Raw genomic sequence first — 13326 nt, 5'->3', positions numbered from 1 at the left:
CATCAAAAAGGGAGCCATGGCTCCCTTTTTGTTTGTCTATAGATTAACTTGCTTTATGATCTGAAACTTTTAGTGCCTCAGTCACTTGATTACTCGCCTCGCAGTCTTGCTCTTCATTAATCTGAGCCATCTGAGCACATGATGATGAGAGAGGATTGGGACTACTCGGAAGTAACTCTTCATCTAACGGGTCTATGCCATTCGCTGATGTTTCGTTACTTATTCCTGTATCATTGAGGCAAGCCTGTTTCACTTTTTCAACCAGAGTATAGGCAGTAATAACACCCAAAATACCGAAAATAACACTACCAATAACCTGTCCTATCAATACCCCTTCGACCCCTCCCCACTTAGCGCCAAAATAGACGAAAGGTATGGTGCCTATCGTAGCCTTCCCCACGTTTAAGAAGGTCGAGTATTTAGCCTTACCCAGATTATTAAACGAAGCATTAGCCACAAAAAGAGCCCCGGAGAACACAAAAAATACCGCTATGTAAGTACAGAAGAAACGAATAAGCTCTGCACTTTCCCCCTGCATACCGAAAACAAAAATAATCTGATCTTGAAGTAACATGAGTATCACGGAAACACTGACCACATAAAGTACGCAAAATTGCAGCGCCTTGGTAAGGCTCTCCCGCACTCGTTCAAATTCATGAGCACCAAAATTCTGACCGATAATAGGCCCTACCGCCCCAGACAGCGCGAATATCATGCCAAATGACACAGGAATAATACGCCCTAATACGGCCCAGCCCGCCACATAACCATCACCGAAATCGGCGATGGCTCGAGTAACGACAGCATTACCTATAGGCGTCGCGACATTGGTCATCATGGCAGGCCCGGCGATGGCAAAAATGGGCTTTAAATCGGCGATAAAGCTATCCAATTCAAACTGACCAAAGAGCTTGTGCTTAACGATAACGCCACGTGCAGCCACCAACATAACCGCCAGCCTAGCCAGCACAGACGCCACAGCCGCGCCCTCAATCCCCATGCTCATGGCGAAGATGAAAATAGGGTCTAACACCAGATTGACACCACCGCCAGCTAAGGTAGACATCATAGATAACTTAGCGTCTCCAACGGCTCTTAGCGCCGCTCCCAGTGCCATGGCCAAACTGATGAAAGGCAATGAAGGCACCAAGGTATACAAGTAATCTGCGGCAAGCTCGGCAGTATGGCCCTTGGCACCAACCAGAGCCAAAAGTTCAGGAATAAAGAAGGTCACCACGGCAGATACGATCACCGATATTATCAGGGTGACAATGGCGCTATTAAGCAATAACCGCTTGGCGACATCCAATTGTTTAGCGCCTATGGAGCGTGATACTAATGCCCCAAGTGCGATGGAAAGTCCTATGCCTATTGATGTGGTAAAGAATGAAATGGTGCCGGCGTATCCCACAGCTGCGGCCAGTTCCAACTCACCCAACAGACTTAAGAAGAAGATATCAATCAAGTCGACCACAAAGAGCGCCGAGATCCCTACGGCCGCGGTGGAACTCATCACCAGAATATGGCGCATGATTGGGCCTTGAACAAATTTAGCTGTGGTCATTTCTATCCTTGATACTGTCTTACCGATATTAAATTAACTGGACTCGTCATTCCCATAGAAATTAAAGCTCTCTTTCTAATTCACCACCGCAGTGATCACAAAATAACGCGTCATTCTCGTGACCATTCTTCAGGCAGTTACTGCAGCGGCGCAGATCTTTGCTGCGGCTTATCTCTTGTGATATTTCGGCGGTTAATATTCCGGTAGGGATCGCAATAATGGAATAACCAAGCAACATGGTCAGGGCTGCTATCGCCTGTCCTAAGTTGGTTCCAGGGGTAATATCGCCATAGCCCACAGTAGTAATGGTCACAATCGTCCAGTAGATCGACTTAGGGATCGAAGTAAACCCGTTCTCGGGTCCCTCGACCACATACATAATGGCACTAAGCACCATGACTATCAGGCTAACTGAGAAAAAGAAGATAAATACTTTACGTCCAGACTGTAGCATAGCTCGAAGCAAAACATTGCCTTCGCTAAGATATCGTAACAATTTTAATACACGGAATATTCTAAATAGTCTTAGTATTCTGATAACCAGAGTAAAACTGGCTCCAGGGAAGAATAATGCCAGGTAACTTGGCATCACAGAGAGCAAGTCCACCACTCCGTAGAAACTTCGTGCATAGCGTACCGGATGAGCGGAGCAATAGAGCCTCAACAGATATTCGAGAGTGAAGATAATGGTAAAACCCCACTCCAGAATACCGATGATCTCGCCATACTGCTCATGAATACTGGCAACAGTATCCAGAAATACCAAGGCCACACTGAGAATGATGCAGACCATTAAGGTAATATCAAAATAGCGCCCAAGTTTAGTATCGGTACCGAATATGATCCGACGAAGTTGATGGCGTATCGAACTGCCATTATCTGATGATTTCTCTTGATACATGTAAACGAACTTTCCTCATCTGCTTAATTTGGATGTGCAGGTAATGATCACGGCGAGCTTTCCTCTGCCTCAATCACGATTATACTTAACTCTGAATAAGCTGAGTATTTTGCCACTTCTTTTTCACAATACCAAACAGATACCTCAAGTCCTGTGCTTATTGCCAGATTAAGGTATTATAAGTCCACGAAACTCAAATAATTGATGAGCTATTATTTTCCGATGCACCTATTTTTTTCTGTAGCGATACTGACACTTTTTGCAGGTATCTCTTTGCCGGCCTCGGCAGTATCTTCGATGCAAAACTCATTATCGAGCTCGACGGTTGTGAACATAGGTAAGATCGATCTCGTCGTAGTGACAAAGTCGACCTCGACCATGGCCTTGATGCGGGACGGAAAAGTGTTACGGCGCTACCACGTAGCTCTGGGAGACAGGCCCCGAGGCCATAAGCTCCAAGAGGGAGACCAAAGAACACCTGAAGGGCGTTATACCTTAGACTATAAAAAGTTGGATAGTGCTTACTACCGAGCCATACATATCTCCTACCCTAACGAAGAAGATCAATTACGTGCCAGTGCCTTAGGTATTCAGCCCGGCGGCCAGATAATGATCCACGGCCAGAATCCAGGGTCTTCTCTCAGCACCGAAGAAGCGCAACAGTACAATTGGACCGATGGTTGTATCGCCATCACTAATCCGCAAATGGATGAATTGTGGCGCGCCATAGACGAAGGCACGCCCATCGAGATCTTGCCTTAACCTATATTGCTATTGGGATCATCACTAAGCATGACAAACGCTATATCTGAGCAGGTCTTAATCGATACCTGGCCAATTTTCTGCGACAGAATAACCACTTTCCTACAGGAGCTTGGACTCAAGCAACTCAAGTTAGCCTGCGACCACACAGCATTAAGAGTCAATACAGTTGAGGCCGCCGAGGCGCTGAGTGTTTATTTCCAACGCCAGGGAAAAGTCATTTCCAACAACATCATCAATGGTCGGCCTATCTTGATTTTTGAGCTTAATACGCCACTCATCATGGGACAGATGAAGATTGATTGCGTGGAGCTTCCTTATCCGGGCAACAAGCAATACCCAATCGAAGGCTGGGAACATATCGAACTGGTATTAGCTTGCACCGCCACAACGTGTGATGAACTTAAACAGCAGCTATTAGACATGGCGCCGCAACTTGCACCTGTGTTATCCGGACAATCAGCTATCAAGGTCAAGATGAGCTCACCTCAGGGAGAACATGAACGCTTGGCAAATCCTACCATCGCCTTCAAGAAAGATGATATCTGTATCAAGATTCATCCCCACGGTATCAAGGCAGTTATCGAGTCTGAGCGTCAATAGAGTCTGGCAGGTCGTTTTAAAAATAAAGAGGTGAGCCATTGGCCCACCTCTTTATTTCACTCACTTTAATGTATCACTAACGGCTAGAACCTGTAGTGCACTGACGCCTTGATAGCACGACCGTCGCCAAACATGGCGCTGTTGTTACAGCCACCCCTGAGATAATCGGCATCAAACAGATTATCGACATTCACTCGCAAAATCGCTTCATGCTCATTGGCAAGACTAAAGGTATGGCTATAGCCCATATCGACTTTCACATAGGCTTGTTTCAAGAAGTCATTAGGTGTATCCCCATAACGCTCGCCCACATAAACGGCCCCAATGGACAGTTGGCTGCTTTCGGTCACATCGAAGTTAAACCAAGTACTGGCACTGAATTGGGGGGTATCTTTGGCTCGCTTGCCTGCATAAAGAGGATCATCGACAATCTTGGCATCGAGATACATCATAGAGGTGAGTACCGACAGTCGTGTCGTCAGCTTGCCTTCGGCCGAAAACTCTATTCCCTGGTGACGGGCCTTACCATTTTGAGTAGTAATAGGCGGCTTCCCCTTCCCATTCTTGACAGTAACCACCTTGTTACTCTTCTCAATAGAAAATAGCGCAGCAGAAAGAAACAGGCTAGCATCGAAAAACTCACCCTTAGCGCCAATTTCGAAAGACTGACCACGCTCGGCATCCAGCTTTTTTCCGTAATTGATATCGTCTGTATTAGAGACAGGATCTTTAGGCTCGAAGCTTTCACTGTATGTCGTATATATGGATGTATTCTCACTGGGATGATAAATCAAACCCAATTTCGGCAAGAGATTGTTGTGTGTAGCCTCCTGAGTCTGCTCCCTGTCAAACCTCACACCCGCTAACAGGTGCCAGCGATCACTAAACTCAATCATATCTTGTACATAAACCCCATAGGTTTTCCGCTGCACCCGGGTCAGGGCATCGCCATTTCGATAATCCAATTCATCGGGCCTGCGAATGATCTGCTCATCGTTCATACTGATCCTACCAGCTATCTTCATTTTCTTTTGTTTACCAGAGCGATCGTAATCCACCATGCTAGTTCCCATCAACAGCCTATGGTGAATATTTCCGGTATAAAATTCGCCTTTGAGATCGAAGAATGCCGTCGACACATCAAACTTCTCATAGGTATCTCGCCCACGCAGTTCATAGGTCCCTTCCGCCAAATCCATTTTCTGTATCTTGCCATAGAGACTCTCCAGGCTTTGTCTTTCATGGCGTTGCTGGTTATAGCCCATCTGTATCGACCAATCATCGTCAAGATGAGAATTTAAGCTAAAGCCCATGTTCTCAACGGTCGACTCTCGCGCGGACCAGGGCATATCCCAGATATAACCTCGTTTCCCGGCGAGTTCATACTTACCCGTTTGCTCATTTTTAAGGTGCTGGGGTCCCATGTCTAATGCGCCTTCATCTCGAGTGCGGTCGTAATTAAGACTGAGAGTGGTATCCTCGCTGAGGTCGGCCTCCAACATCAGAGCACCGACAAAGCGTTCCTGGCCCGCATAGCTGCCATCTTTGTATTTGCGCCAGCCATCTTGGGAAGACTTAGACAAAATTGCTCTCGAACGTATACTTCCTGATGCATTCAAGGCCCCGCCCACATCGAGTATTGATTGATTGAATCCAAACGAGCCAAACTCCTGCTGAAAACTAAATTGCAGTTCTTCTTGGGCCTTTTTTGTCACCATATTGATCATGCCACCGGGAGTCGACTTACCATAGAGCAAGGCTGAAGGGCCTTTCAGAACTTCGATACGCTCATATAACTCTATGGGTTGAGCGTAACGTGACAGATGAAACTGCCCATCTCGCAGATAACTTTGATCTGGCTCTAATATAAAGCCTCGCATATAGAAGCGCTCACGATTACGACGAACATTCCCAGAGGACACACTGGCATCATTTTTTAAAACTTGCCCTAAGCTTGTAGCACGCTGCGCCTCAATTAACTCCTTACTATACACAGAGATTGAGCCTGGAGTCTCCAGTTGGCTGATGTCCATCTTCATGGCCGAGCTGTTCGTAGCAATAGGCTGTTTAGTTCCCATGACGCTAATAACTTCAATATTCTGATGATCTTGATGTGCGTAGAGATAAAAAGGGCTGACTGCTGCAATTACAGCCCAAAATGACTTATTTTTAGGGAACATGAAGGAACCGTCTGTCTAGTAATGCTTATCATTCTAACTAAGCGGAAATCACTAAGCCTTTGTAGACGTCTTACAAATGCTTAGTAAAAACAGCTTAAATAGACTGCTCCCATAAACACTTTATGAAACTACATTTTATGAAACCACAGGCCATAAATACGACCATACGTAGATGTCTTATTACCTTGCTATGTTTTTCAATTTTTTACTTACTCACTCATGCACCGGCTTTCGCCAGCCCACTGGTACACTGGGACAGCCATGAAGGAATAGATAGACTCGAAAAATCTGCAGTGAAGAATGATTTTTTTGCGTTAGCGACCCATTTCGAAGGCCAGCAAAATAAGGTCTATTGTGGCGTTGCCTCTATGACAGTGATCTTAAATGCCCTGCGTGTCGGCAGAGATGAGCATGTGATCACCCCAGATGAGTCCATCATAGCGCCGCAAGACAGAGGTTATTTCCCACAAAACAACTGGAGCCCGTTATTCGAGCGATATACCCAAAATACAGTGGTTGACCTCAGCCCTAAAACCAAACTCGAAATCATGGGTAAACCCAGAAAAGAAAAAGAGAAAGAACAAGCCAGCGATTATGGACTGGGGTTATCCGATTTAGCGGGCCTAGCTAAAAACCATGGTCTCACAGCCCACGCTTATTTTGTGAAAAACGCAGTCACACATGCGGAGCAAAAGGCGAGTCTTATCGACGCACTTGCGAGTCAAGATACCTACGCCATCGTCAACTATTCACGTGTAGTATTGGACCAAGCTGGTAGCGGTCATTTCTCACCGGTGGTGGCCTACCATAAAGCTTCAGACTCATTCCTTATCATGGATGTATCTAACACCTTCCAAACCTGGGTATGGGTAGATTCAGATAAGATCTTTGAAGCTATGAGCATAAAAGATAATGGTAATTCAAGAGGATTCCTAGTGGTGTCGGAGGCTTAATAACCTTACCACTGCAGGCTATGTAACTGAGATCATAAGGTAAAGGTAAGCTGAAAATCGCGTACTGATTATCGAGTTTTGAATAATAGCCCTATTAAGTCATAAAAAATGAGCTTGCCAACAGGCAAGCTCAGACTCAATTTTACACCGCTAACCAGGGCGATAATGGAATGTCTAATCCAGGATCTAATAGCTGAGGTAATTTTTCTCGCCATTGTTTTCCTTGCTGAACAAAACCATTCACTAAGTTACAAAAACGTACACCATTCATGTCCGTGATCGCACGTTGAGTGCATAACTTTAGAGAATTATGCTCCAAAGCAAACCAACAGCCTTTCATATCACTAATGGAGAAATTTTTCGTCATTATATGTTGATACGCCTCGATAGTAAGACCCTCATTCATACTGAGCAGCTCGCAATGAAGGATTATCATCTCACTATTTTTAGGTATTTCAATAATGGCGGCCTCTTGACCATCATGATCATAGAGAGCACAAATGCCAGTTTTTATATCCAAATGACTTCCTACTGAATCACTTAATTCAGAAAAGAGTTCTTTTATCTTAGTTTCAGTATGATGCATTAACTTACTTCTTATTTAGGCTTATTGATTTACTTTTATCGCTTATATTACGCTCTGCTTTCAGTCACAATTTCCCATAAGTGGTGATTTATACTTTCACTCGTTCATGGAGATTTAGAGCTTTTTTAATTTTAGTGCCCAGATTTAGTCCTGAATCGGCAGTTTGCACGAAAGGCAGGTCGGTCCAAGAACTCATATGGTCTTCCCACCATGGGAGTGTTTGTTTCTCAAGAAACTCATTAAAATACGCTTTTGCGGAATTGAGTTTATCTTCACTAGTTGGATCCGCGTCATAATTGCTCATGGCTTGATTAAATTCATCAAATAATGACTGAGCCTTGATTTTATTAGATTCATCAGGGGCTTTATCGACCAACTCACTCAAGAAATGCTGCGCTTCTTTATGGATCTTATGTGCTGGGTCTCCAAGATGGCGGAATATTTTTTGATACTCGACTTTATTTTTACTTTCAAAAGCTTGCCATTCTTTATTGGCTGGGTCTTTGCCTGAATTACGGAAGAATCGATTGTAACGTACCATGCTATAAGTGAGATCTTCAGTGCCTAACGTTTCACTGGATACTGTGGTTTTACTGTAATTGACACCGAGATTAGCTCCGACATTGACCCCAGGTACCACCATTGCTGCAGCGCCTAATCCAGCCCCTGCCGAAACGGAACTTAAATGACGAATAAATTGACGTCGATAACCTGTATCTCCTTCAAACTCAGCTCCTTTTGCGTAGTTAGGTTTAAAGAAACGAATCAGCACAGTTCCCGATTTACCACCACTTAAATCAGGAGAAAAATCAAATTCTTGAGGCAACTGCACTCCCTCTTTTGCCGCAGCTTCATTAATTTTTGCAGTAATGCTGGCTTTATCAATAACGCCTTGTAAGGAGCCAGATACCGTCCATGTTAGATTGAGATCGACATAGCTACCTGCACGTATTCGACTAGGGTGAATACGTTCACGTTGCAATACATCTAACTGAGCAGAAAAGGGGCCAGCCGACACATTGATCCCTGTTTTACTGTCTGTGATTTTTAAATAAATTTGCTGTTTAAATGTCGCAATTTTATCTAAACGTTGCTTGGAATATTCTATTGATGGAGACTGGGTTTTCATTGCAACATTAGCAATTAACTCCATTTTACTCGTTTGTTGTTCAGTGGTTAATGCCTTTGACTGAGGATCATCTGCCATTGCTTTATGCGCTAAATAAGCATGAGATGCGTTAGCAAATTGCAAAAACTGATGACGTCCAATGGCTCCCCAACGGTTTTCAATCGTATGTTTGTCTATTCTGTGTTGCTTAAGGACGCTTGAGTCTGCATTTTTTTCTGATTTCAAATAATCATATTGTTGTACTGTTTTATAATAGCTATCAATATCTTGTGATAAAAGTTTCAAACCTTTAGTCGCACCGTTTGAACTTGAAGAATAAGCGGTGATCGCCTTTGCATGCTGAGTCAGATTGGCGGGTAATTCTTTCAATTTATCTGCATTATTTTTAATGACATCATAAAACTGACTAGGCACAAACTCATAAATATTGGTGACTGATTTTTTATGGCTTACCGTCGCCCCAGCAGCGAGTTTTAATCCCGCCTCCCCAATATTGACAGTCATCCCTGCATTAGCCTCTAATTTAACTTCTCCCGTCCAGGTATTATAATGTCCCATCAGTGGCTTACTTCTTTCAGGGGGGTGGCGTTCACGTTTGTTTTTATATCTAACACCGTTTCGAGTAAGTCATTTAAACGATGCTGACTATTTACCGCTTGTTGGCGCTCGTATTTTATATTTTTTAATTCGGATCCTAAATTAAAAGGAAGATGACTTTTAACAAAATTTTCTACCTTATGGTTTTTAGAGCTATCAATATATTCACGACGATTAGCCCGATTAAGCTGATGTCCTTTTCTATCGACGTATTGTTCGACACTATCATATTCTTTAAATTGAGTATTAGTGTGACTAAATTGAGCATTGGCTCCCAATTTTGCACCGATTTGGTCGGTGAGCTTTACTTTTGCACCCGCTGCAACACTGACGTGACTGCCCGTTGTTGAATCTTTAAAAAAAAGCGTCTCGTCGTCAGCCGATAAACCTGTTGTTCTTTGGCCTCCGACAGATAACTCAGCATAAGGGCCAACAGACCCGGTTCCCCCCAAGGCAGGCAACAAACTTACCCCAGAGCTTACGCCAACTGAAAGGCTTAGGGTTTCTGATGCTCCCGGGGTCCCCAAAGGCGCTAATTGTTGTTTTTTTTCTGCGTTTAACTCTTGATTTTTTAGTGTTATCCAGCCACTTTTCATATTTTGGCCGAGTAAGGAACAAATTTCTTTTATATCACCTTTAGGTAATGTTTTTGCCAATTTTTCAAGTTGATAGGATAACTTTGCGGTATCATCTATAGATACAATCCCTGTCGGCTGCGGGGGGTTACCCATGATAGTTAATATTGATGAAAGTGGCTTGTTCGTCGCAGTGTTTACAAGGTTTGAACTAGTGATATTCTCATGTAACTTATTAATAATATTAGCTAGTTTTTCGGTAATCAGCCTGCCATCTGCGTGTAAATCACTAGCCAATGTTGAAGACGTTAACCCAGTTAAATGCTGTTCTTGCATCCCACTTTGTTCTAGTGTTGAACTAGTGGATTGTATCGAAGCAAGTGAAAGTGGCTTTTGAAGTACCCCTGATATTTTTAGCGTACTAGCAGGCAATGCATCATGAGATGTGACACTGGTTCCAGCAGTTCCAGTTATGGTGTGCAGATTATTAGTTATATTTATAGGCATTAGCGTCTCTTCCTCCAGGTATCCGTCTTTTTTAATGATATATAACTAAAATCATGTCATTTATTGCATACAGAGCAAGAAAACAAATAAGCAACAATGAATAACACGCAAGTTATTATTTAATCACAACCCCTTTATATTTGTTTTTTTGCGGAGGGATAATCTATCAATAAAAGTTTTATATTTTTATGTTTCACATACCTGTTTATAATAAAACTGACAATACAACGAAGAGTTTACCTAGCCTTACTCAGCACTAACGACAGATACATAAGGTCCTATACTTATATTTTTAGATGCTGATAAGATTAAGTCTCAGTACACAGAAATGACACTAGGTGTTTTGTGGATCAGAAAAAAGGATTGGCAATACTTCATCGGACTCTCACTTATCAAGTATCCCATACAAAACAGGATGAGACAGACCATGATAAGCGAGTATCACTGCACCGACATTGACTCAATTTCCAGCGACTGGCCCTTTAAACCTAAATTTAAGCAAAACTAAGCCAATTAATGTCAAACTTAGCACTAAGTAATTAACGTATTAGATAACAGATGAATGGCCAAGCTTAAACATACCAGTAAACAGATTATAGATACCCAGCTGGCTATATTCGCTTTTGACATCATGACACCAACCCTTTGGGAAATAGCAAAGTCTGCTCCTCCCCAGCTACGTAACTTCAAGTCAAAGCATAAGCTCAAAAACAGTAGGTGACTGGCTGTTACTATACGGGCATGAAAGAAGTCGTCAGCCATGACAGCAACAATAAATGATGCCATATGCACCAACAAAATAGTGAGTTTAGGCAGTATATGGCGATATTCACTCAAAATAACTTGAGCAAGCCAAGCAAGATAGATACCTTTTAATTGCCAAGGTACTTGTGAGCCAAAAATCAACAAGTTCCCATCACCTAAAAGCTCGGTTTGATTGCCATTGAATATCCACACAGCAATAGCGACTGATAGGCACAGTGAACTCGGTAATGAGTGAAAGGCTTTCTTTTTAATTTGAACGGCAATAAAACCGCCAGCTTGAAGGATAAAGAAGACGACAAACAATATATCTGTCGCTCCTTGAGAGATGGATTGAGTCAGAGCAAGCACACAGATAACGTTGAAGCAGGACTCTAACATTAGGATACGTTTGATTTCTTGGTGGTTTTCTACCGTCCTGGTAAGCGGCCAAAATAAGACAGGCAAAAATAAGGTAATTAAGACTGTTATGACCACCGAAGACTGTGCAAGTTGATAGAATCCAGTTGCATAGATCAAACACAGCAATAAAAATAATCCACTGGAAAACAGGTGCGTGCGAGAAATGTGAGTCATCGCGAGTGACTCACGGTTTCTATGCGTGCACTCAGTCGCTCATGACATAAAATTGCAGTTTCAATGGTACGTTCTAATGTGGCTGGTACACGCCACGTTTGTTTGGCATCGACAATACATTCACCAGTGAAAAACAAATTGTAAAACTCGTCAGAATGAAAATCCATTTTGTTCTGATAGGTAGGATGCGCCAGAGAATGTTGCATAACCCAACAAGACCCTTTTCCATTTTCATCAAAAAACGTATTACCTTTATACCAATCGTTATACTCTGCATGTTCTGCGTCAAGTAGAGACACAAGCTTTGCTCCAGGACCAATATGGAATGACACGAAATGTGGGTCATCAAGAAGCTGTGTGTTGCCTGTGAGTTGGCTTGATAGTTCAATCAGTGTTTCCTCTTGGGTACAAAGAAATAGAGGTTTGTCGTATACACTGCCACGAGCAGTATCCATATTGGTTGCCGTGATCGACAAGCAAACCAGTCTGCTTTGTTGCTCTTTACACTCAGGATAAGTGATGCAGTAACTCAGCCCCCAAGGCGAGTCAATAACAATGCCGACCGTCTTTTCTTTAAGTGCTTCAGGTAACTGATTGAAGTGCAGTTGAAAACCATGGCTAAACACCTGGTGTAGGGCTAAATTCCCGCTAAACTTACTTGATAGTTTTTGTTGGATAACATGTGCTGGTATCGCTAATACAAAGTAGTCGGCTTGTAGCTTTTCACCATTATTGAGCCAAATATTGGCATTAGCAGGTATCTCTTCATTTTCAAGAATATTCCCCACTTCATGATTAAAATTAAATTTCACACCTAAGGTTTTAAGATATTGATACCATGGCTCAATCACGCTTTGTGAAATAGGAGCGGTGAAACCTAAGCTGTAACCATGGGGATGATCCGGGTGAAATGTTCCCTCTTTATTTCTTAATAAATCTAATACTGAAATCGCAGGAGTATCATCCGTCGCACCAATCCATGCTGTTAGCATAGGTCGTAAAAAGTTAGCAAGCTGCGGTCGTTTCCCATATTGAAAATATTCGCTAACAGGTATGTGAATGTATGAATCATTTATCTCAGCTGATAAAGCCTGTCGTTTGAACCAGTAGATATCATGCAAAGATACTTTTGCATAGAGCATCGAATAGGCAGATTTGGCGTTATCGATCCATTTTTCAATGGTCGAAAAATAGCTACGCTGAAACTGCATCGTTTTATCCGTTTTCGCCCAATGAAATTGCACTTTATTTTGCGGGTGAATATGGTCTAAACATGTACCTGTCTCGGTTGGAATATCCTTTAAAAGAGAGAGCAGACACTTATTTTTAGAGAATATTTGTCGGTGAGTCAGTTCGTGTACTTTACCATCGATAACATGACCAATACATTTTCCGCCAGCAGAAGACTCCTTCTCATAAACAGAGACTCGATAGCCCTGTTTGATGCACTGATGCGCAATAGTGAGTCCAGAGATCCCTGCACCAATCACGGCGATATGAGGCTGTTTTTGACTGTGTTCTTTTTGAGTTTTAATCATAATGACTACTTCTAAAAAATGAGCCAGAGACTGCTCTGGCTTACTAAGCATATTAATAAAACGAATGCTGGTATGTTGTGAATAAACGCTAAC

General features: G+C 42.8%; 11 protein-coding genes. 3 read left to right on the top strand and 8 right to left on the bottom strand.

Going from position 1 to position 13326, the window contains the following annotated elements; translation table 11 throughout:
* Positions 1-43 precede the first annotated feature (43 nt).
* Both FM037_RS11640 and FM037_RS11635 read right to left on the bottom strand, forming a co-directional pair.
* On the bottom strand, positions 44-1564 hold the full coding sequence (locus FM037_RS11640; RefSeq protein ID WP_144046139.1) for an MATE family efflux transporter: 1521 nt from the start codon (positions 1562-1564) through the stop codon (positions 44-46).
* Between the two features lie 61 nt (positions 1565-1625).
* Entirely contained in the window at positions 1626-2465 is an 840-nt protein-coding gene (locus FM037_RS11635; RefSeq protein ID WP_144046138.1) for an ion transporter, read from the bottom strand.
* 222 nt (positions 2466-2687) lie between these two features.
* Between FM037_RS11635 and FM037_RS11630 the strand changes: the two genes are divergently transcribed.
* Both FM037_RS11630 and FM037_RS11625 read left to right on the top strand, forming a co-directional pair.
* Positions 2688-3227 carry a L,D-transpeptidase family protein gene (locus FM037_RS11630; RefSeq protein ID WP_407695639.1) on the top strand — a complete coding sequence of 180 codons (540 nt, stop codon included), beginning with the start codon at positions 2688-2690 and terminating at the stop codon, positions 3225-3227.
* Between the two features lie 30 nt (positions 3228-3257).
* The gene (locus FM037_RS11625; RefSeq protein WP_144046136.1) at positions 3258-3830 is read left to right on the top strand and encodes a VOC family protein; all 573 of its coding nucleotides are present in this window, start codon (positions 3258-3260) and stop codon (positions 3828-3830) included.
* Positions 3831-3913: 83 nt separating this feature from the next.
* On the opposite strand, the gene FM037_RS11620 is transcribed toward FM037_RS11625, so the two are convergent.
* Positions 3914-6010 (bottom strand): TonB-dependent siderophore receptor, encoded by a 2097-nt coding sequence (locus FM037_RS11620; RefSeq protein WP_144046135.1) that lies wholly within the window; start codon positions 6008-6010, stop codon positions 3914-3916.
* 137 nt (positions 6011-6147) lie between these two features.
* Here FM037_RS11620 and FM037_RS11615 point away from each other — a divergent pair, with 137 nt between their 5' ends.
* Complete coding sequence (locus FM037_RS11615; protein WP_144046134.1) at positions 6148-6963, top strand: phytochelatin synthase family protein; 816 nt, start codon at positions 6148-6150, stop codon at positions 6961-6963.
* A gap of 142 nt (positions 6964-7105) precedes the next feature.
* Here FM037_RS11615 and FM037_RS11610 read toward each other — a convergent pair whose 3' ends face one another.
* The 5 genes from FM037_RS11610 to FM037_RS11590 form a co-directional block, all read right to left on the bottom strand.
* Positions 7106-7549 (bottom strand): type III secretion system chaperone, encoded by a 444-nt coding sequence (locus FM037_RS11610; protein WP_144046133.1) that lies wholly within the window; start codon positions 7547-7549, stop codon positions 7106-7108.
* A gap of 88 nt (positions 7550-7637) precedes the next feature.
* Positions 7638-9236, bottom strand: a complete 1599-nt coding sequence (locus FM037_RS11605) for a hypothetical protein (protein ID WP_144046132.1) — start codon at positions 9234-9236, stop codon at positions 7638-7640.
* On the bottom strand, positions 9236-10357 hold the full coding sequence (locus tag FM037_RS11600) for a hypothetical protein (RefSeq protein WP_144046131.1): 1122 nt from the start codon (positions 10355-10357) through the stop codon (positions 9236-9238). Before FM037_RS11600 ends, FM037_RS11605 begins: the two co-directional genes overlap by 1 nt.
* Before the next feature lie 531 nt (positions 10358-10888).
* The gene (locus tag FM037_RS11595) at positions 10889-11500 is read right to left on the bottom strand and encodes a hypothetical protein (protein ID WP_221937499.1); all 612 of its coding nucleotides are present in this window, start codon (positions 11498-11500) and stop codon (positions 10889-10891) included.
* A 191-nt stretch (positions 11501-11691) separates the two neighbouring features.
* Positions 11692-13233, bottom strand: a complete 1542-nt coding sequence (locus tag FM037_RS11590; protein WP_144046129.1) for an NAD(P)/FAD-dependent oxidoreductase — start codon at positions 13231-13233, stop codon at positions 11692-11694.
* Positions 13234-13326: the final 93 nt, after the last annotated feature.

Origin of the sequence: Shewanella psychropiezotolerans, assembly GCF_007197555.1 — a bacterium.
Taxonomy (GTDB): Bacteria; Pseudomonadota; Gammaproteobacteria; order Enterobacterales; family Shewanellaceae; genus Shewanella; species Shewanella psychropiezotolerans.
The sequence above is the reverse complement of the archived record's forward strand: the minus strand, read 5'-3'. Positions and strand labels throughout refer to the sequence as shown.